This window comes from Bacillus salitolerans (assembly GCF_042680805.1).
Taxonomy (GTDB): Bacteria; Bacillota; Bacilli; order Bacillales; family SA4; genus Bacillus_CJ; species Bacillus_CJ salitolerans.
Genome location: NZ_JBHUEM010000028.1, coordinates 57,551 through 78,972, shown reverse-complemented (window position 1 = coordinate 78,972; position 21,422 = coordinate 57,551). Strand labels below are relative to the sequence as shown.

Sequence of the window (21,422 nt, the reverse complement as noted above, 5' to 3'; positions counted from 1 at the left end):
GTTATTTTTTTCGTTTCGTTTTAATACGAAAGACATACATATCTGGACGAAAGTAGCTTATATAATACTCAATCGGCTCGCCTGTAGCATCTGTAATTCGCCGCTCCACACTTAGAACACTTGAACCTTTTGGCACTCCCAGATGGATCGCATCTTCTGAAGAAATTTCTTTGCATGAGATAAATTGCTCTGCTTCAACCAGTTCCAACCCTAAATGATTTTCTAGTAAATCATAGATGGTCGTTGTATCCAAATCATACTTTGCTAATTTCAAGCCAATCTCTTCTGAATAAAAATGACGTTCAATTGCGATTGGGGTAGAATTAGCAGTTCGAAGTCGTTCTATCGTATAAACCGTATCTACATTTAGTAGCTCCGAGATATAAGTACTCTCTTGGATAATACCGTTGTTTAATAGTTTTGACCCAGGTACCATCCCCATTCTCTTCACTGTTTCTGTTAAGCTATTTAAAGAATCTAGCCATTCATGTACAGGAGGAGTCTGTGAAATAAAGGTGCCCTTACCATGAATTTTTTCTAAAACTCCATCCTGGACAAGGTGTGATACCGCTTCACGAACTGTCGTCCGACTGACTGAAAATCGGTCCATCAAATCTCTTTCACTCGGTATTTTTTCCTTATATACTCCTTTTTTAATATCATTTGCTATGACATTCTTAATCTGCAAATGTAAAGGAATCGGATTATTTGTATCAATCAATGAACGTTCCTCCTTTTTAATCCACACACTCATCATGACGTACGTACCAGTTAGAATATACTAATACAAAAATATGTACAAACACTTACGTTTATTATAATAACTAGTAATTGGAAGTACAATATATTTTTTAGAAAATTCCAATAATAAAATAGAGAATGACCGACGAGACGTACCTTTCATTTTGAAGCTGTATTTATTTGTTATCTTTTATCTGTTTCAATAAGTTAATGATTTCTGAATTTTGTTCAAATGTTTTATCAAACTTCTTTTCGATTGAAAAGCAAGTAACCACTAAAGCGATAAACCCAACCACCAAAACAATGCTCATAAAGGCTTCCATTCTATCTCCCCCTGCTCATTGCAGTTTTTCAAATATAGCATTTGATAATATATAATTCTTCAAAAGGAGTATCATAACCTTTAACTAACCCTAAAAAATGGAAAATATCTTCAAACGTTAACCTACTATCTTCAATTGTTAATGAATCTCTGTTATTTATTGCAAATTTTGGTTAACAATTTCCCATCCTGTATTGTTATTACCTTTTAGGAAAACAGCTGGGACCGCTTAAAAGGATGATACAGTTTATGCTTGATAAACTGGAACACTTCTCCATTTAGAAACGTACATTTTCTTAGGATAGCCTCTTGTTTTGCTGTTTCATAGAGATTAATAGATGGCTGTTCTAGCGATTAATAAAAATTGCTACTCAAGAAAAAATGTATAAAAGCTAATATATATACACATTTATAGTGTTATGTTTGATGCACTAATGGATCGGTTTATTGAAGAGCAGAAGTTTAACTTGCCCCTTATATAACTTTCGGGTAATATAACTGCATGGAAATATACATTTGAAAGGTTGCTGAAATGTGAATGTTGCTCAAACTAAAAAAGAAAAGATGAATTTGTTTGAAGTAATAGCGGAACCAAATCGTAGGAAAATTATTGACTTTCTAAGAATTAGTCCAAGAACTGTTAATGAAATTGTTGAATTTTCAAAATTAAGCCAACCTGGTGTTTCGAAACACCTAAAAGTCCTGAGGGAAGCAGGTTTAGTTAAAAGTATTAAAGAATCTCAAAAACATATTTACCATTTACAAGGACTTCCTTTAAAAGAAATTGATAACTGGATTGAGCCATATCGAAAGTATTGGTCAAAAAAATTGGATGCACTAGAACAATTATTAGATGAGGAGGAGTAAAAATGTTAGCTGTAATAGAAAAAGTTGAAGGTGGTCACATTGCTCGTTATGATCGTCCACTAAAACATTCAGTAGAAAAGGTATGGGCTGCTATCACTCAAAATGAAAAGTTAGGTAAATGGATGCCTAATCTTCAAGTAGTAGACCTTAGGAATGGTGGTACTATTAAATTTAATATGAATGATGGAACAGGAAAATCCTTTGACATTAAAATAAGGGATTTTAAAGAAAATGAAGTTCTTGAATACGAATGGGGTGATGGTTGGGTACGTTTTGAGTTACATGCTAAACCTGAAGGCTGTTTATTAGTTTTAAAAGAGTTTATCAATACAATAAATGACCATACCTCGAAAGATTTGGCTGGATGGCATGTTTGCCTTGATGTATTGATTGATTTATTAAATGGGTATTATCACGCAGAATTTCCTAAAGAGAATTGGGAGAAATGGCATTCCAAATACGTTGTTTCTGTTAAAAAATTTTATACTTAAACAAATGTCTTACTTTAACAAATAGGAGCTTTTATTTAAGAACGAGAGGAGTTGCTGCAGCATCTCCCTTTCTTATTAAACTATTGGTGCAGTATAGTTCAACAAGGAATATGGCTTATGATTGTAGAAAAAAGTGGATTTAATAAAAATACAAATTTGCTGTATAAGGAGGTCAAAAAGATGTCATTTCCAACGCATATTGTAGCCGCAGGTGGCTTCGTAGAAGATGAGAAAGGAAATATTCTGTTGGTAAAAACTCGTGATGGTGGTTGGGTTTATCCAGGTGGACAAGTGGAAGTTGGAGAAAATCTGATGGATGCTTTGGTTCGTGAAATCAAAGAGGAAAGCGGAATAGACACCACAGTAAGCTACCTAGTAGGTGTCTATTCGAATACAGGAGTTTTTAAATGGTATGATGGTGTGACTGATGTTCCTACGCAGGTTGGATTTGATTTCGTATGTAAACCTGTTGGTGGAGAGTTGGCTGTTTCTGAGGAAACAACCGATAGTCGCTGGGTGGCAAAAGACAAAGTACTGGATTTCATTGAACATCCAGCTATTCGTACTCGCTATCAGGCTTATTTAGATTTTAATGGAAATGTAAATTACAAGGAGTATGTAACGAACCCCCAGTTCAAAATAAAACACCAAACATATATATCGAAGTAGAGTGTTTATAAGGTGATATCCTTAGCCAGCTGTGCTTTCGATATTTGTATCTACATTAATATCTTGATTTCTGTTTTCTATTGCCTTTCTATATCCCATCTCTGTCCCTACTGAGCATGATTCCTTTATGGATCATGCTCTCATATAGTCTTCTTAAACGGTCATCTTATAAAAAAAGGCCCACCATCAGCTAATCAGTGTATCTTTTCTAGATATGCATCCATTCGTCGTATAAGGTTCACCAAAGCAAAAGAAGAGTAGTTATATCCTTTTAGCTCACAGTACAAATCAAAAAGAAGCAGAGGATATTGAAAAACACCTTATAGGGTCTATTATTTCAAACTTTTTTGTGTAAATTTACCTATTTATGTTATAATTTTAGTAGTTATCACATAATTTAAAAAGAGGACTAAAGAGTGTTGGTAGCACTCTCAGCCCTTTTGATAGTACAACCGCAGTACCTACGGTCACTGTGGGCGTAAAGATGAAGATAATCCACCTAAGCCGCGACAGCTTAAACGGGTGGATTATTTTTTGTTCATCTTATCTATTAGTACAATGATTACATTGAACAAAGCAATAAAAAGTAACCCTGTACTTATAAATATCTGAACATGATCCATTCGCAGCCCCCCTTTCTCCACAGAAAGAGTTGACCGCATTTACCCGTCTACTATCCTTTTTATTATACCACTTTTTGGTCGAATTCACACATAGAAACAGGAACGTAGGTTCTATAAATTTTTATAACAGAAACATAAGAATATACTTACTTTATTCAATGACGGAATCCTTATTACTTAAATCATGGTGAACGCATCTTGAATAAAAACACTGGAATATTGTTACCTACTAGATCATAGTTTCCCTCTTCCGTGTAGATTTTGGTTGCAAACCCGCGCACATCTCGATCCGACTCAGCAGACCCACACGTGAACCTATTCATCATCTGTCATTTTAAGTCCTTGGTTCGTTGTCAATTTTTTACCTTTATCATGACACGAAACAGATCCAGCTGCTTATTTTGCTGTTTTCATTCACCTTTCGGTCGTCTTTCAACATACCCCCTCCTTTCGATAAATGTTTATGAAACACGACCGAAAGGAATGCCAACAACCTATATTCCAAGGAGGAGAAAAAAGAGGTTCCTTGTCAAAGATTTTTTATCTCCATGACAAGGAACCAGACTTTTTGCTCCTTCGATTAATTTAAACAAACGTTTGTTTAAGATCAAATAAAGGTACTTCCATACACATATTCAAGTTAATGACCATGCCATACGAGTTCATTCACAATGATATGCGAGCGTGGAGTAAAGCCGTCAGCAAATTCACTCGGATAGTAATAGCCAATACTATACGTCTCATCATGCTCTGACAAAGTTGCAACTCGTCCTATAAATCCTTCTTTTTCAAGGAGAAATTCCTTATCGGAAAAATCATAAGCTTTTTCTCCAGCTTCAGTTAATGTAAATCCTTCTCCTTCAAGATACGTTGAGATCTTTTCTTCTGTTTGATTCTTGATAAAGAATCTCGCATCTTTATTTACACTCCCTTGAAAATTAGTGTATACATTAAAGGTTTGATCATCTGATTCAACTACCATGTCCTCTGGTACATATGTAGATAATCCCAACTGTTCATGGTGATGAAGGTTAACAACTATTTCCTGTGTTTCCCCTTCAATTTCCATATTTACCGTTTTGGATTCTTCTAAATCCGGTAATGGGGATCCATCACCTGCTTGTTCATCGGCTTGCTCCTCTCCCCCTTCAGGTGTGTCGTTTTCTTCAATTACTTGATCATTTTGCTCGTTTTCTGTACCTAATTCATTATCTGCATCATTTGTTCCACATCCCGCTAAAATGAGCAATACAATCAGTAAGAAGATGCAATAGTTCCTCATGAATATGTGCCTCCTTTTCATCTCTTATAACATGACGGTAGTATACGAAAAACGTTTACTTCTTCATCTATTTTGTTCCACAATTTCATCTTTCCTATACTCAACTTGAAACTCATAAAAAAAACGAACACATTTATGTTCGCTCTGAATGAAAAATATATGTTTTATTTGATAATTACTGTCCTCTCATTCCGTCTCTCTCGCTTTAACAACATCCCCATCGGGAGATATGTGATAAAAAATACAATAAGTGCTGCAATTTCCAGATTAACATAATACATAATACCTGTTCCGAAAAAGGATAATATCGTTGTAGATTCGGTAGGTGTAGCTAAGTAGAAAAAGTTTGTGTCTAGTAAGATATTTAGGATGAAGATAGGAATGGCGATAATGTTGAGTAGGAATAGCCCCGTCCAGATAGCTTTCCTTGGTACACGGTATCCCTCAAATACGATGAAATATAAGACAGACCAAGTTATCGCTGAGTGATGTAGGAAATATTTCAGAAAACGATAATGGGGAAATTGATAGAATAATTCGGGTGTCACCATGCTTAAGATCGGAGGAAATGTCCCAGTAAAAAACAATAAATAAAATGCTTTTTTACTAGGCTTTAAGAATAAATAAATCGAAATAAAAGTACTTATTGAGCAGAGATGAAGTGGCAGGCTCCCAATCTCCCATTGATCGGTCGCTATTACCCATAATTGTGCGGATATCTCACTTAATACCAATAGAGTAAATAAGGTCCACTTGATGATAGACTGGTGAGGCTTTAACTTCATTCTACAAACAATAAGGAAAATTGAAACCGCCACGAACATCACTAGAACAGCGATATGCTGAATAGAAAATAACTCAAACGTACGCATTTCCGTAACCGAAAACATGAGTCCACCCCTATCCTTTAGTGAATTAAGTGGTTCATGAATAGTCTATTCGATTGGAATCGGGATTAAGACCATACCATAAAATTATCCGTTAGTAATTTTATCACCTTAAAATTTAAAAAAAAGCTAGTGAAAATATCTTATACGGTGGCAGTCCTTCGCCTGGAAGTGCTCCTGGCTGAAACAAACGACTTATTTCTTGAATGGGCAATTTTCATAAGGAGAACAAAAGGTTAAGTGCGCCCCGTTTAGCCTAAGGAAGAGCAAATGGTGTGTCATGAAAAAAAGGGTGGTTTTCCCTTTTATTCATGACAGGTTATTTAACCAAGGAAAAAGGAATTTTTCTTTTTCCCTCGAGTAGGATGCAATGGCAAAGATCGTTGCCATTTCATCTTGGCTGGGTGCTGGAGCCGTAACATTGTATAAATTAGACACCAGAAACTTATCCTTTTTCAACTTATAAAAAAGAACCTTCAATCAATAGATTAAAGGTTCTTTCTTGAATGTCCAATGTGTTCAATGATTAAATAACAGCCAAAGAGTTAACTATACACCAATTCTTTTTTTTCACTCAGTCCTAACGCTTGATCTGTTGAATCATGAATCTCTTCTATAAGCTCAGGGTTCTCCATCAGTGAAACTCCATAAGAAGGAATCATTTCTTGTAGCTTTGGTTCCCATTCTTTTATGTGCTGTGGGAAGCATTTATTCAATACCTCAAGCATAACATGAACGGCAGTTGAAGCACCAGGAGAAGCACCTAGTAGTGCTGCGATTGATCCATCAGCGGCACTTACCACTTCTGTACCAAATTGAAGGGTTCCCCTTCCGCCTTCAGGCGTATCTTTAATAACCTGAACGCGTTGGCCTGCTACAACTAGATCCCAATCCTCTAATTTTGCAGTCGGGATAAATTCTCGTAATTCTTCCATACGCTTTTCTTTCGATAACATCACTTGCTCGATCAAGTATTTAGTCAATGCCATCTCTTTTGCACCTGCAGCCAGCATCGTTAAAACGTTATGAGGTTTTACAGAAGTTAACAAATCAAACATTGAACCATATTTTAAGAACTTCGGTGTGAAGCCAGCAAACGGTCCAAATAAAAGTGATTTTTTATTATCAATATATCGTGTGTCAAGATGCGGAACAGACATTGGTGGAGCACCAACCTTAGCTTTACCGTATACTTTTGCATGATGCTGCTCTACAACCTCCGGTTTGTTACATACCATAAATAGTCCACTAACCGGGAATCCGCCAATCCCTTTCCCTTCAGGAATTCCTGATTTTTGTAGTAAATGAATACTTCCACCGCCGCCGCCAATAAAGACGAATTTTGCAGCATGACGTTCTACCTTTCCACTATCAACATTCCGGATTTTTAATTCCCATCGTCCATCCGTCGTACGTTTTATGTCATCTACACTAGACTTGTAGTTTATATCGACGTTTTTACTCTTTAAGTGGTCAAATAACATACGTGTTAAAGCACCGAAGTTGACATCTGTTCCAGCGTCAATTTTTGTTGCCGCAATAGGTTCATCAGATGTACGGTCTTTCATTATAAGCGGAAGCCATTCTTTTAGTTTTTCAGGATTATCAGAAAATTCCATTCGACGGAACAAAGGGTTGTTTGACATCGCTTCATAGCGTTTCTTTAAAAACGATACATTTTCTTCCCCTTGCACTAAGCTCATATGAGGCAATGGCATGATAAATTCCTGCGGATTACTGATTAACTTACTGTTTACAAGATAAGACCAGAACTGCTTTGACACCTGAAACTGTTCGTTCACTTTTATAGCTTTACTAATATCTATAGATCCGTCAGGTTTTTCATTTGTGTAATTCAGCTCGCACAGTGCAGCATGCCCTGTTCCTGCATTATTCCATTCGTTAGAGCTTTCCTCTCCTGCCTTTGCGAGTTTCTCAAACACTTTGATTTCCCATTCTGGTACTAATTCCTTCAATAGGGCTCCTAAAGTCGCGCTCATAACTCCAGCCCCAATTAAGATAACGTCTGTTTTTGTCTGTTTGTTGCTCATGATAACCATCCTTATCTCCTATATTTGCAAAAAAGAGTAGGTATTTCTGGATAGGTGTCACAAAAAACAAGGCGCCACCTAGTTACACACCTTTTCTGACTCATTTATCTAAACAATAGTGTAATATAATGATCTAACGTTTGAAACATCTACTATTATCTTATAATTATAAACTATTTAAAGCCGGTAAAAAAGTGAGAACTTCATCCACAACGCTCTAATTTCACACAAAACCAAGTTCTTAACTTAGTTTTTTGCAAGGATAAAGGTTTTTCTTTATATAAACAAGTGAAAGCGCATTCATTATTCCAATATTTGTTAATATTTTCTTAGCATAATTTAAAGGATTTTCTATGATCGTTACTTCGAAATGGGTGTAGTGTTTCTAAAATGGAGTAAAGCACTAGATGAACTTCTTTTTCTGAACATGTTTAAGCCAGTTCACCGGTATTTTCTCTAGTTCGACCGATATTCAGCTTGATTTGACCGGTATTTGGCCTGGGAGCGGACTATTCACCTAGTCTCTGCCGTATTTGACCTTGTTTCTACCAATATTCACTCTGGCCGTGCATATCAATTGAATATTTTACGTAATCGAGAGATCTGACCTACACCTCAACAGCCTCACATACATGAAAAATACCACAGTTTCAACAACTGTGGTAGTACCAAAATTTTATACTTTCTTATCTTTGACCAAAAGGCTCACGGCACCCCGTTTAGCCTTAGGCAGAGGAAAGGTTCTGTCGAAAAAAAGGGTGGTTTCCTTTTTATTCATGACAGGTTATTTGACCTCGAGTAGGATGAAATGGCAAAGACTGTTGCCATTTCATCTTGGCTGGGCGCTGGAGCCGGATTACTAAGCACATCGTAATAAGATATAATCATAAACTTATAATTTCGTATTCATTAAAAAAGCACCCAAAAGAGTGCTTCTTCAAAAGAATCGTACGACTCAAGAAAGGGCGGGCTGCCTTTCTTCAAACTAGTTGCGAGCTACAATCATGATGTGTTTACTGACCTTGACCTAATGAATAGCCTCTTTCTCCATTAAATTTGTATAGGTTTTCGATTTTGATAAAGTCTAAATCCGCTTCTTGGATTCTGTTTAAAAGGTCTATGATTTCCTTGTTTGTAGCACTTTCCGTATTAATAAATTCGAATCGGCAACGCCAGTGGTCTGTTGTAAACGTTTCTGGGAAGCCTTGTGGATATACCTTTACTCCTCGATTTGTAATGACAGCTAATTTGAAATGGGGACCAGCTAACGCCTCTAGCTTTTGACCAATTTCATCAGGTGTCAATTCATTGTTAAAGAGGAAAACATCCACTCCATCTAATTGTCGGACAACATCTAGTTTAGGACGATCCTTTACTGCTGGAGAAAGTTGGAATGTCGCACTTTCATTTGGCTCTGCATGTTTATATGCTACCGGTTTATATGTAGAAGGGTTTTGACCTAATCTTTCAATAACAGCCTCAGCGAACTCCATTGTTCCAACTGATTTTCCTCCTTTTGAAATATCCCCCGTATGAATACCATCCTCTAACGTCTTTAACCAAGCATTATGAATACGAGCTGCTACTTCAGGTTGACCAATATGTACGAGCATCATGATGGCACCATGAATAAGTCCTGAAGGATTGGCAATGCCCTTCCCTGCTATATCTGGCGCACTACCATGGATTGCTTCAAACATCGCAACTTGATCTCCAATGTTTGCCGAGCCTGCAAGTCCAACACTTCCCGTTACTTGAGCAGCCACATCAGATGCAATATCCCCGTAGAGATTTGGCATAACTACAACATCAAAGTCTTGTGGAGTATCTGCGATTTTGGCCATTCCAATATCAATAATCCAATGTTCTGTTTCTATTTCTGGATATTCTTTAGCAACCTCTTTAAATACTTTATGGAATAGACCATCCGTTAATTTCATGATGTTATCTTTCGTGAAGCACGTTACTTTCTTTCGGTTATTTTTTCTTGCATACTCAAATGCATATCGTACAATCTTTTCCGAACCAGGGCGGGTTATTAATTTAAGACATTGAACAACTTCTGGTGTTTGCTGGTGCTCAATTCCTGCGTATAAATCCTCTTCATTCTCACGGATAATGACAATATTCATATTCGGATGCTTCGTTTCAACAAACGGTGCATAGGATACATTTGGTCTTACGTTTGCATATAAACCTAACGTTTTACGAATTGTAACATTTAAACTTTTATACCCTCCACCTTGAGGTGTTGTAATAGGTCCTTTAAAAAATATTTTTGTCCGTCTAAGTGATTCCCAAGCCTCGTCTGGGATTCCTGAAGAATTTCCTGCCAAATATACTTTTTCTCCTATATCAATGAACTCTGGATCAATCTTGGCTCCAGCATGCTCCAAGATTTTTAGAGTGGCATCCATTATCTCAGGTCCAATTCCGTCTCCTCTAGCAATCGTTATCTTACGTAGTTGTGTCATGAATTTTCTCCTCCAGTATTAAGACTTGATTAAGAGCTTCAATTGCTTTTTTCTTATTAATAAGCCCCTTACCTATTCTACCTAATATTCTCTTATAATTCTTCCCTCATATACATCTTCAACACCAAAGCTTTTATTACTAGTAATAGCCAATTCAATGATTTTAGATAAAAGGTTCTCCTCTGCCATTGAATGCACATATAAGTATTTCATGTTCCCTGCCTTGGTATCTTCCGTTTCTTCGTAGGATTTTAGCTTATAAAAACCAATTGCTTCTGTAACTAATTCTTTGAAACAGTCTAAATCGTTATGATCAAAATAATCCATTTCTTCGGTTGTTTTCTTTACAAAATCCTTGAAATTAGAGTTCATTAAAATACTCCTTTATCGGTCATTTCCTATATCTATTTTATCCTCAAAAATGAAATATCTAAAAGGTTCCCAATAAAAATGAGAGCATAATTGGAGACTGCTGAAAAGATAAGCATTTAAAATTATTGCATAGAAACTAAAAAGATCAGGGGATAATTTTTGGATACTCCCCTAATCCTTTTTATTGTTTTGGCCACACAGAGGTAATTAATAGGTTATTTCTAACCAAATTGTAATGAAATTCCCCTGTTGCTCTTTTATTTCCCTCTGATATTGTCTTGCATAATTTCGATACTTACCTCAACAATTAAGTTTATGTGTTCGATTGGATCATTTACAATCTCTTCTAACGTCTCGTAGCCATAACCCCAAAAAATACGGCGTATTCTATAAAATTGTGCAATTTTTTATTCGTTTCGGGCATTTTCTCGTGGAATTTTGCTCATATAAGCTTCCCTACGAGTTTTACAAAGTCAATTTGGCGGTTATCTTGATCTTTTTATAGACTCTGGGAATTTATCATCAACTTGTTCGATTTTATCGGCAACTATTGGAATTTTTTCAGCAACTATTTAATTTTATCAGCAAGTTTTTGAATTTATCATCAACTTTCGATTTTACCGTCAACTTTGGTGCGTTTATCAGCAACTCTGACAATTTTTTCAGCAACTCGATTTTATCAGCACTACGACACTTTTAATTGCCGCCAGTTTTTAACCCTCACCCGTGTGAATGCTCAAAATCCTATAAGTAAAAGCTTACACCTTGGCGCAGAACACACAACTTTCACGACTTTTTGGGACATTATCCCTTAAACAACTCCATCAACAACTCCCAAAAGCCTTTTTCTTTCTCAGGTTCTGTTTTCTTCGTTACTGGTTCTTCTTTTTGGATGCTCTCAGTTTTGATGACGAATTGGACAGAAGAGATTTTTTCATTTTCAGAGGATACGAAAGAGACAGGTTCAAAGTCTGATTTATCATACTCCTTAATCATTTGATTGATTTCCTCTTGCATTTGGTTTGGCAAGTCTTTCGTTTCCTCGTACAATTCCTCAGTTCCGCTTTGAAGCTGATTTGCTCCATCTTCTAATTCGCTTGTTCCGCCCGTCAGTTTAAGTATGCCAGAGTGAAGCTGATCATAGGAAGCTGAAACCTGATGGATCCCTTCTGTATAACCCACTAAACCTGAATGAAAATCACGGTAATTCGCCGATAATGCTGCCAGACCTTTTTGCAACTCACTCAGTCCACTACCATCCGTCTCCTCAATAGATCCAGACAGATTAGTTGCGATTGAGGTAAGCTGTCCACTCATCAATCTAATGGATTCACTAGCCTGTGTTAATGAGGTTTTAACAGCAGCAAAACCTTCCTTTACATGATCGTAAGTCCGTCTTACTTTTTGTGAAGCGGAATAGGACGCAACGAGTTTATCAAGTACCTCGGTACTGGCACCGCTTTGATACAATCCAGCGATTTCCTCCTCTGAAAGCTGATCGGCTGGAATTTCCTTAATCGCTCCATCCAATGCAGCATAAGCACTTGAGTAGTTCTTTTGCATGGCTGATAGACCATTTGCTGTTTCTGTGAGCCCATTGGCTACTTGGATTAGACCTGCTGGTAATTCCTTCAGACTCGTTAAATCCATGTCAGCTGACTCGTTAGAAAGCGATTGATAGATAGTTTCAAGTGCCTCTCGAATGGAACTAGATGCTTTCACTATCTCAGGGGATGAACGATTGATACTGCTTATGCCACCTTTAAATTCTCCTGATCCATCACGAAGACTTGCTGTACCGTTGTTTAATTGGGTCACACCGTTTTTCAGATCAGCAACACCCTTATTTAATTCTCCGATAGCATCGGACAATGCTGACATGTCCTCTGTCATATTCTCCATCTCTGATGTATCGATTGGTAATGAGGATGGAACAGCAGCTATTTCAATTCCTTGAAATTCAAAATCTTCAACTTCTGCCTGAACGGTAAGGCTTTCTTCTTGTCCTGGCATGACCGTAAATGTTATTTGCTTGTTTTTCCCCGCATTTGCAATCATTCCACCTGAAGTTTCTATGTTCTGATACGTATTCGGAAGTATCAAGGAAACCTGTAATAAGTAATTGTCATAGAATACGGAATTACCATTCTGGTTCTGAGCCAATTCTATGTTGATTTCGACATGACCCGTTTTTCCAGCTAATTCAGATGGTTTCACTTTTTGACCATCCAGTAAATATGAGACTTTTATATTCCACGGTAATTCATTATCCACTTTCATATTTCCTTGATAGTAGAACTTACCTTCTGGAGCCTCCATTATTACCTTTTGCTCCTCATGGACCAGTTTTGTTAAATCAGTTAAATTTTTGACGCTGCTGTACTCCCCGTAATCAAGGATCTCTCCTGCCCGTGCCACCTCAAGTGTATTCACGACATAAATATGATTCAACTCTCCACTGGCATTTAATGTGGCATACACGACTTCATCCTTTGAAGTAACTTTACTTTCTATTTTTTCAGTTTTTGCAACACCGGGGTAACTAAGAAATGAAGGCAAGAAGATCACCAATGCAAGCGCTACATACAAGTATTTGTTTTTTCTCATCATCACTTCTCCTCATTAAAATTTGCGTTATGGGTCGTATTTTTAATTAGTTTATCGAACACCAATAACATGGCTGGTAATAACAACACAACCATCACAAAGGCAAGTAGTGCTCCCCTTCCTAGTAATAAACCGATGGATGCAACGATTGGATTTGAAGTGGTAATCCATAAAATGAACCCTACACTTGATAAAATCGCGGCAGAAATGGAAATGGAGAATGTCTTTTCATCTAATGTTTTGATGATGGCTTTTCTTGCTGTCATTTCCTTTCGGCGATGATTATAATCCTCGGTTAGTAAAATGGCATAATCCACCGTTGCGGCAAGCTGTACCGTACTGATAATCAAATACCCTACAAACACGAGCGAGGTATTTGTAAAGTATGGAATCGATAAATTAATCCAAACAGCTGATTGAATCGTGATAAGTAGGACAACTGGAATCGATATGGATTTAAAGCTAATGAGCAGTACAATCGCAATGGTAACAACGGTCAACACGTTCACGACGAGATTATCTTTTGTAACTGTATTTTTAATATCATACAGTGTGACACTTTCACCTAGGCTAAACGCCTGATCTCCATAATAGTTCTCGGCTATTTGTTCTACCCTCTCTACAATTGAAAAGGGAATATCTCCTTCTGTCCCTTGATTCGTATTGATCACAATTCGACTGTAATTCTCAGAGTAAAATTCATTTGTAATCGATTTATCTAAGTATTCGGGCGGGATTACTGAACCAACCTTGTTCACATAGGCAATCACGCTTGTTACGTAGTCTAGCTCTTCTAATTCAGAAACGAGCCCTTCCTCTTTTGGCACATCTCCTCTAGGGACTAACAAAACAATCGGTGTCGTTTCACCAAACGCTTCATCTACCTTTTTATAATCACTTCCTGCACGCGTATGCTCTGGCTGTTCACCAAGTCCATACGTAAAGGCCGTGTTGCTTTGCGCCAAAAAGGCAGGAACGAGGGTGGCAAAAACAAGGAGTAAACTAGGAATCTTAAATTTTATCACCTTATTACCGATACCTTTGAAACTCGGAACAAAGCTTTTATGCTGCGTCTTATCCATCCATTTATAAAAATAAAGAGTTAAAGCTGGCAGGAATACCATGACACTAATAAAACTCAGGACAATTCCCTTCACCAAGTTCAATCCAAGATCCGAACCAATTTCAAATTTCATGAAAGTAAGAGCGATAAATCCAAAAAACGTCGTGGCTGCACTTGCTGTGATGGCTGGGAATGATTTTTTCATCGCAAGCTGCATCGCTTCTTCAGGATTATGGGTCGTCTTCCGGTAATCGGAAAAACTATGAAGGAGAAACACTGCATAATCCAAGGAAACTGCTAACTGTAAAATCGGAGCAACCGACTGAGTAACAAAGGAAACTTCTCCAATAAAAATATTAGTCCCTAAGTTTATCAGTACCGAAACACCGATAGCCGTAAGGAAAAACAATGGTTCTATCCACGAAGTAGTAGAGATCACCAAAATAAATATAATAATCGGAACTAGTAACAATCCCGCATATAACGATTCGGTACCCGCCATTTTTTGAGAGCTTGCTGTATTGATTGCCTCACCCGCAATCGCACCCGCTTCCCCAATCAGTTCATAAATGGCATCGGTGATTTCGACCTCATCCCCTGTACGGACGCTAATTGAAAACAGTGCATTCCCTTCTTTATAATAGGTTTCTACCGTCTCTTCGTCTGCTATTTCTAAGGGAGTCTTTACATCCATCACATCATCGAGCCATATCACTTCTGAGACTCCGTCAATGGCTGATAACTTTTCTTTATATTCAAGGGCTTCTGGCAGGGATACGTCTGTAACCATGACTCTCGTGTTCGGAACAGCACCTGTAAACTCCTCTTCCATAATATCCATCGCCTGTGTCGACTGGGCATCGTCTGGTAAATAATCGACCATATTGTAATTGACCGACACAAAAAACTGCGCCGCTATTGAGAGTATGGTCGCAAGCACAAATACAATTAAAACGGCTTTCTTATGCTTTATGATACGTGATGCAATATTTATCGTTTTTCATCCTCTCTTGTGTCTTTCACTTTTTCACCTTATCATTATAATAAACACAGTGTTGGGTATTCAACAAACAGTTGTGCACATTACGTTTAATACACAACACATCATGAAAGTTTGTTGGAAAACTTGAAAAAATAGCTAGAAAAAGTAGGAAAGGATCGTTGATTTTGAGTTCTAAAATGGACCGACGAAAAAAATATACGAAGATGGTTTTAAAGGAAAGTTTGATGGCCTTATTAAAGGAAAAGCAGATTTCAAGCATTACCATAAAAGAAATTTGTGAGCAGGCAGATATTAATCGTTCCACCTATTATGCTCATTATTCAAACCAATACGACCTGCTCCATTCCATCGAGGAAGACTTCATTGAAGATATAAGAAACACACTTACTCAATACAATTTTTCAAAAGAAGAAGAAGCCTTGCAAATAACCGAGAAATTATTTGAACTTCTTGCTGAAAAAAGTGACGTATGCCAAATTCTCCTAAGCGAGAACAGTGATGTCCATTTTCAGAAGAAGGGAATGTTAATCACACAGCAATTCATCTTCAACAATTGGATTACGGACAAATCGCTCGATCCGGATACATATGAATACATCAACCCTTTTTTAGTTAGTGGAAGCCTATATGTAATCAAAAATTGGCTCGAAAAGGGACAAAACAAAACACCGAAGGAAATGGCAGAGATTCTACATCATTTTATTAATAAGGGATTGTCAGATATTCGATAGGTTCTTCCCTTTGAAAAAATTGATTTTCTAAGTACAAACAGCCCCTGGCAACTTTGGTGCCAAGGGGCTGTTTGTACTTAGAAGAAGTTGACTATGTTATGCAACATAAACAATCCTTCATAGAAATTTTTACCATTTTATTAAAACTACTGTATAATCAAGGTATCTAGCGTTACATTTCTATAGGCTATTCAGCACACACATTACATGTTAATAGGTTAAGGCAAGGTGTAAAACATCATGTGGAAGGATAAAAAATTTGGATTAATAATTGAGGTGTTCGTTTGTTAACTATCGTTTTAGTATCGATTATATTTGTAATAATCGTATTTTTAGCCATGGCGAAAACAATAAAGGATAGTCAGAAAAAATAAGATGATTTAATAGTGACGGAATCATATCTTAACCGGTCTAGACACCTTATTCGCCCTTACACCAAGCACAGTGGGAATTACATATAGTAGCCAAACGATCGGAATAACAACTAGCAGTATCATTCCAAAGGCATAGTCATCCTCTAATCCTTGGTGTCCTCCAACCAAACCTATCAAGTACGTATTGAGGATGAAAAAAATCAGCACATTGATAAATGGGATATATAAAATAAATCTCCAGTATCCAAAGTAGAATTTTTTACAGAATTGATAGCTAAAGACTAGTAAAAGTAATCCTATTAATGGAAGGGTTGCTAAGTACCACATATCGATTTTCTCTACATATACCCACTCAATAACCGTAAAAAGGATCTTTAACGTAATAACATTTATCATAATAAACAATAGGAAGGATATAAATTGTAAAAGCCTACCTTTCAACCATACAGTCATGTAATCACCTGCTATTCCTTATAATAATTTTTATATTGTAATTATACATCAACTAGTTTAGAGGGTTAATATCCATTTTTTGGGGGCTACTATTAAGGATATAGTAACTGCATTTTGGTTGAGGAAGTTGATGAAAGAGTGAGGGAAAGCAATGATATATGCGTGGTGCGGTAGCTATGCCATCGGCTCAGCCTTTAACTAAACGGGGCGCCTGCGCCTTTTGTTCACGACATTTACATATTATTACTCTACATTTTATAATATGGAAACAATTACCTTCCCGAAGTAGGATTCATCTATTTATTCTTGTAACAGTAACATTGCTAATATGGGGATAACTCCTTTCAAAAGAGCATTTCTTTTATCTCTTAACAAAAAAGAATTGAAAATCCATAAACATACATTCATGAATTCTCAATCCCTGCCATTCGAGCCGACCTTTCAACCATCTAGTGATGATATCATTGCCTTTGTTACACTAAAATATAGTAAGTAAAAACAAGGGGCTGGAGAGACTTATGCCCTCTTTATGCCTTCTACACATGATCATTTAATTTCCACTTTAAAGCGATTCGTTTAGCCTCTTGACGGTCAGATACTTGAAGCTTATTTAATATATTCGTTACATAATTAGCCACGGTTTTCGAGCTAAGATGAAGTTCCGACGCGATTTGTGAATTCGTAGCATTTTTTGAAATGAGGATTAAAATCTCTCGTTCTCGGGCAGTTAATTCTGCATAGGCTGGATCATTTGGCTCGTAACGACTGGAAACAGCGAAATAATCCATCATTCGGGCTGCAATAACCGAACCAAAAACAGCTCCACCACTCGCTATCATACGAATTGCATGTAATAGTTCATCCTCATTTGCATCCTTTAGTATATACCCCTTAGCGCCTACCTTCATTGCTGTAAAGACGGACTGGTCATCCTGGAACATTGATAAGATTAGAATATGAACATGTGGTAATGTTTCTCTAATTTTCTTCGTTGCCTCTATGCCATTTAGACCTGGCATTCGAATATCCATTAGGATGATGTCTGGATTCAACAGCGAAGCCTGTTCGATCGCTTCTTCTCCTGTTGAAGCCTCCCCAACAATTTGCATTTCATCGACTGTACTTAATAAGTTTTTTAATCCAGCCCTAAAAAGGGTATGATCATCAGCCAGCAATATCCTCATTTACATTTCTCTCCGTTCATATGGAAGGATTGTAAAAATACGAACCCCACCTTCTATCCTTGTTTCAATTGTACATGTTCCACCAAGCTCTACCGCTTGCTCTCTCATGGACTGCATTCCTATACCACCATTTGGAAAACTCATTCGATGTTCACCGAGACCAATTCCGTCATCTACAATCTCCATACAAATATATGCATCTTCTTCTGATATTATCTTGATCGTACAATGCTTTGCTGATGAGTGGCGGACAACATTTACTAATGACTCTGTTACGATACGGTAAATGGCCACTTCAACAGCAGCAGGTAATATAGGAATTCTTCCTTCTATTTTAAATTCGACCTTTACAGTTGGAATGGTCAGCGATTCAGATAATTGATGGGTGGTTTTGGTCAGCTCCTGAATTCGCTGCTCTATCGCACCAATTAAACCTAGTTCATCAAGTGCAGGTGGTCGTAAATCATGAACCCATTTCCGTATATCATTCACAGTTGAGCGAATCGTTTGTTTTAATTCCGTGAGAATATTTACTGTTAATGATGGATCCTTACTAACAAAGCGCTCAGCTGTGGCTACATTCAATGCGAGTGCTGCTAACCTAGGTGCTAAATCATCATGTAAATTTCGTCTTATTTTACGCCTCTCTTCTTCGCGCGCTAGCACAAGCTTGCCTCGAGATTCTTGAACCTCTTCAACGAGAAGTTTCATTCCGACAGACATTTTTATTCCTTGAATAATAGGACCTGATTGGCGAATTAAAACATCTAGAAGCTGACGATCATCTTTTCCTAGTTCTTCTCCAGGCGAACGCGGACATATTAACAAACTTCCTAATGTCTCACCGCGGTAAATGATTGGAATCATACTTACATCACCTATTGCTGTTCCAGAAGCAGCGACCACTGTGTCGCGACTATCTATTGTAAATGAAATAGCTGTATAAGGTAACCGAAGCGACTCGCGTATAGTAGCTGCAACAACATCAATTGTCGCCTCAACAGTCATTGGTTTTTCCCATTGCTGACTTAAATTGGCTAGCACAGAAAACGGTTCATCCTTTTTTCCGTACAGTATTCGATTGATTAACCTTTGTAATCGCGCTTTTAATGGTGCAAATACAATCGCAACCAGTGCCGTTGCAATGAGTGAAATGATCATATTATCCTTTGTCTGAAAAATTCTACTCAAATAAGAAACTGGCACTATATATATAAGAATGACACATAAAGACAACACCCCATACACAAGCGTTCGATTAACAATCGGATCAATGTCCCAAAGTCGATGTTTTAAAATCGCAAATGTAAGAGTAGTCGGTATTATAGCCATACATAGATTGATAAACGCATTTAAATATAAATAGGATAGAGCTCCTTTCATTATCCCTGGTACATACAAGAAATTAATGAAAATGAATCCTACTAGTGTAAGAGCAAATCCGTACACAACCCACTTCGTTTGTTGTCTCTCTGTTGAATCTGAAACCTTTATAAAACGATATATTTGTGAAAATCCCATGGTTAGAAGAGGAATTAACAACATTACAGATTTTAACCAGATAGGCATCATTAATATATTGAAAAAACTTTCCGGGAAGAGCAATCCAAGTATTTGGATTCCAATGTATGTTCCAGCAATTATACTTGTCCAATTAGGGAAAAACCTTCCATTTGGAAATATCATAAAAAAGACAATAAATGCAGTCCAGCCAAGGACAAAGATGAAGTTGATGTTTTCCCCCGCTACCCCTACCAGCGAAGGAAAGGCCGTTCCAAAGCTGACAAGCATAAGACCTGCAAAAAGACCCATTGGTTCTGAAAAACACTTCCAAAAAACAATAAGCGCCGTCATGTAAAAGTATAAGATTAATAGGGTGTCCATCAAGACAAATAGGAAAGCATAGTTGTCCCCTGTTATATTCAGTTTACTCAATTCCTCTGTGGTCGTTGGAGGCATTGGGGCAAATTGACATTCTTCAAATATGCAGGTCGTTCGCATCATTTCGTAATATTTCGGAACACTTTTCATAAATGTCAACATGAAAATAATACAAAATATTATAACTACTGCTTGGAGAAAAAGGATTTTTCGCGACTGTATATTTAGTATCAATGACCTCATATGAATTGCAACACCCCCCTTTTCCTCATTATAGCAAACAAGGAATTAAGTGGATGCACTACACAGTAATATTCCTAATGTTTCCTAAACTTTCCTAAAAAAACAGGAATCTGATTCTCTATTCAATTTGATGAAGTGCTTGCTAAGATTAGCTTACCAAATTGAATGGGGGAATAATTGATGACATTAGATAAAATAGGAAAATGGTTTGGGGTACTAATAATACTAGCTGGTTTTACTAGAATGGGGATGACTCCTACTTCACTTATTTGGGGTACTGATAGTACTCAAGAGTTAATTTTTGGATTTGCGGCTTGTATCCTTATGGCAGCTTCATCAATTGGTCTATTTTTAGTACAAAGAGAATCTGGAGCGTTAGGATTTGTATCGACTATCGCTATCATCGTATTTAATGCGATAACTGGCTGTATGGTTTGGATGCTTTTAGCAAGTGGAATGACAGGTGAAGAAGCACTTAGAGCAAACGCTAATTCGTTTATTCTTGTGTCTAAAATCATTGTTATGGCTGGTATGTTCCTTGGTATGCCTGGATTTGCGTATGCAACATTCCGTGCAAAGGTATTCCCACGCTGGATTATTTATCTTCTATTGTTAAGCTTTATCGTGCCAATGCTTCCATTGATGGAAAAATGGGGTGCGTTTTTCTGGGGATTATCCTATGTAGGTATGGGATATGTAATGTTAACTGAGAAATATGCGAAGAGTCAAACTATTAAAAGTGATTATTTACCAGTCTAACAAATGCTGAAGGTTAAAAGGGATACTAATCACACAATTGGCATCCCTTTTTCTGAAAAAAAATCATAAAGATCCCGCCACTCCTCGAAGTCTGCTAATTTTGCCGAAATCATAAGTCGGCCACGCTTTTATTTTCTGTAAAAAATAGCCCTTTCCTATTAAGGAATTGGGCTAATTCAATTACATTTTTGTACAGTCGTTTTAATCTTAATAAGCTCCACTCAAACCTGTATTCCTTCATTCTTTATCATAATAAAGCTTTCGGACAAATTCCACTTTCTTCCTTTTCAACTTCAAAACATCACGATTTGTTGGCCTTTTCCACGCATTTTTACAAATTTTGAT

At 37.1% G+C, this 21,422-nt stretch carries 17 protein-coding genes and 1 pseudogene; 5 read left to right on the top strand and 13 right to left on the bottom strand.

Features of this window, described 5'->3' with window-relative positions; translation table 11 throughout:
- Nucleotide 1 precedes the first annotated feature (1 nt).
- The gene (locus ACFSCX_RS15970) at nt 2-721 is read right to left on the bottom strand and encodes a GntR family transcriptional regulator (protein ID WP_377929249.1); all 720 of its coding nucleotides are present in this window, start codon (nt 719-721) and stop codon (nt 2-4) included.
- A 196-nt stretch (nt 722-917) separates the two neighbouring features.
- On the bottom strand, nt 918-1,064 hold the full coding sequence (locus ACFSCX_RS15965) for a hypothetical protein (RefSeq protein WP_377929248.1): 147 nt from the start codon (nt 1,062-1,064) through the stop codon (nt 918-920).
- Nucleotides 1,065-1,597: 533 nt separating this feature from the next.
- Here ACFSCX_RS15965 and ACFSCX_RS15960 point away from each other — a divergent pair.
- The 3 genes from ACFSCX_RS15960 to ACFSCX_RS15950 all read left to right on the top strand — a co-directional run bounded on the left by ACFSCX_RS15960 (nt 1,598) and on the right by ACFSCX_RS15950 (nt 3,090).
- Nucleotides 1,598-1,930: an ArsR/SmtB family transcription factor gene (locus ACFSCX_RS15960; protein ID WP_377929247.1), complete on the top strand. Its 333-nt coding sequence runs from the start codon at nt 1,598-1,600 to the stop codon at nt 1,928-1,930.
- Between the two features lie 2 nt (nt 1,931-1,932).
- A complete protein-coding gene (locus ACFSCX_RS15955; RefSeq protein WP_377929246.1) occupies nt 1,933-2,421 on the top strand; it encodes an SRPBCC family protein in 489 nt (162 codons plus the stop codon).
- A gap of 180 nt (nt 2,422-2,601) precedes the next feature.
- Nucleotides 2,602-3,090, top strand: a complete 489-nt coding sequence (locus tag ACFSCX_RS15950) for an NUDIX hydrolase (RefSeq protein WP_377929245.1) — start codon at nt 2,602-2,604, stop codon at nt 3,088-3,090.
- Nucleotides 3,091-3,910: 820 nt separating this feature from the next.
- Here the strand turns inward: ACFSCX_RS15950 and ACFSCX_RS15945 are convergent.
- The 8 genes and pseudogenes from ACFSCX_RS15945 to ACFSCX_RS15910 all read right to left on the bottom strand — a co-directional run.
- A pseudogene (locus tag ACFSCX_RS15945) lies at nt 3,911-4,018 on the bottom strand (catalase); the annotation flags it as partial.
- Nucleotides 4,019-4,353: 335 nt separating this feature from the next.
- Nucleotides 4,354-4,995, bottom strand: a complete 642-nt coding sequence (locus ACFSCX_RS15940) for a hypothetical protein (protein WP_377929244.1) — start codon at nt 4,993-4,995, stop codon at nt 4,354-4,356.
- A 164-nt stretch (nt 4,996-5,159) separates the two neighbouring features.
- On the bottom strand, nt 5,160-5,885 hold the full coding sequence (locus ACFSCX_RS15935) for a YwaF family protein (RefSeq protein WP_377929243.1): 726 nt from the start codon (nt 5,883-5,885) through the stop codon (nt 5,160-5,162).
- Between the two features lie 542 nt (nt 5,886-6,427).
- Nucleotides 6,428-7,933, bottom strand: a complete 1,506-nt coding sequence (locus ACFSCX_RS15930; protein ID WP_377929242.1) for a malate:quinone oxidoreductase — start codon at nt 7,931-7,933, stop codon at nt 6,428-6,430.
- Between the two features lie 1,013 nt (nt 7,934-8,946).
- Complete coding sequence (locus ACFSCX_RS15925; RefSeq protein WP_377929241.1) at nt 8,947-10,407, bottom strand: NADP-dependent isocitrate dehydrogenase; 1,461 nt, start codon at nt 10,405-10,407, stop codon at nt 8,947-8,949.
- Nucleotides 10,408-10,488: 81 nt separating this feature from the next.
- On the bottom strand, nt 10,489-10,779 hold the full coding sequence (locus tag ACFSCX_RS15920) for a DUF6407 family protein (protein ID WP_377929240.1): 291 nt from the start codon (nt 10,777-10,779) through the stop codon (nt 10,489-10,491).
- Nucleotides 10,780-11,583: 804 nt separating this feature from the next.
- Nucleotides 11,584-13,386, bottom strand: coding sequence for a YhgE/Pip domain-containing protein (locus tag ACFSCX_RS15915; protein WP_377929239.1), 1,803 nt, complete (start codon nt 13,384-13,386; stop codon nt 11,584-11,586).
- A gap of 2 nt (nt 13,387-13,388) precedes the next feature.
- Nucleotides 13,389-15,332, bottom strand: coding sequence for an efflux RND transporter permease subunit (locus tag ACFSCX_RS15910; protein WP_377929300.1), 1,944 nt, complete (start codon nt 15,330-15,332; stop codon nt 13,389-13,391).
- Nucleotides 15,333-15,628: 296 nt separating this feature from the next.
- Between ACFSCX_RS15910 and ACFSCX_RS15905 the strand changes: the two genes are divergently transcribed.
- Nucleotides 15,629-16,183 carry a TetR/AcrR family transcriptional regulator gene (locus ACFSCX_RS15905; protein WP_377929238.1) on the top strand — a complete coding sequence of 185 codons (555 nt, stop codon included), beginning with the start codon at nt 15,629-15,631 and terminating at the stop codon, nt 16,181-16,183.
- 395 nt (nt 16,184-16,578) lie between these two features.
- Here the strand turns inward: ACFSCX_RS15905 and ACFSCX_RS15900 are convergent, their stop codons facing one another.
- The 3 genes from ACFSCX_RS15900 to ACFSCX_RS15890 form a co-directional block, all read right to left on the bottom strand.
- Complete coding sequence (locus tag ACFSCX_RS15900; protein ID WP_377929237.1) at nt 16,579-17,010, bottom strand: hypothetical protein; 432 nt, start codon at nt 17,008-17,010, stop codon at nt 16,579-16,581.
- Between the two features lie 536 nt (nt 17,011-17,546).
- A complete protein-coding gene (locus ACFSCX_RS15895) occupies nt 17,547-18,194 on the bottom strand; it encodes a response regulator transcription factor (protein WP_377929236.1) in 648 nt (215 codons plus the stop codon).
- Nucleotides 18,195-20,225 carry a sensor histidine kinase gene (locus tag ACFSCX_RS15890; protein ID WP_377929235.1) on the bottom strand — a complete coding sequence of 677 codons (2,031 nt, stop codon included), beginning with the start codon at nt 20,223-20,225 and terminating at the stop codon, nt 18,195-18,197.
- A 273-nt stretch (nt 20,226-20,498) separates the two neighbouring features.
- Between ACFSCX_RS15890 and ACFSCX_RS15885 the strand changes: the two genes are divergently transcribed.
- Entirely contained in the window at nt 20,499-21,077 is a 579-nt protein-coding gene (locus tag ACFSCX_RS15885; protein WP_377929234.1) for a hypothetical protein, read from the top strand.
- The last annotated feature ends 345 nt before the right edge of the window (nt 21,078-21,422 follow it).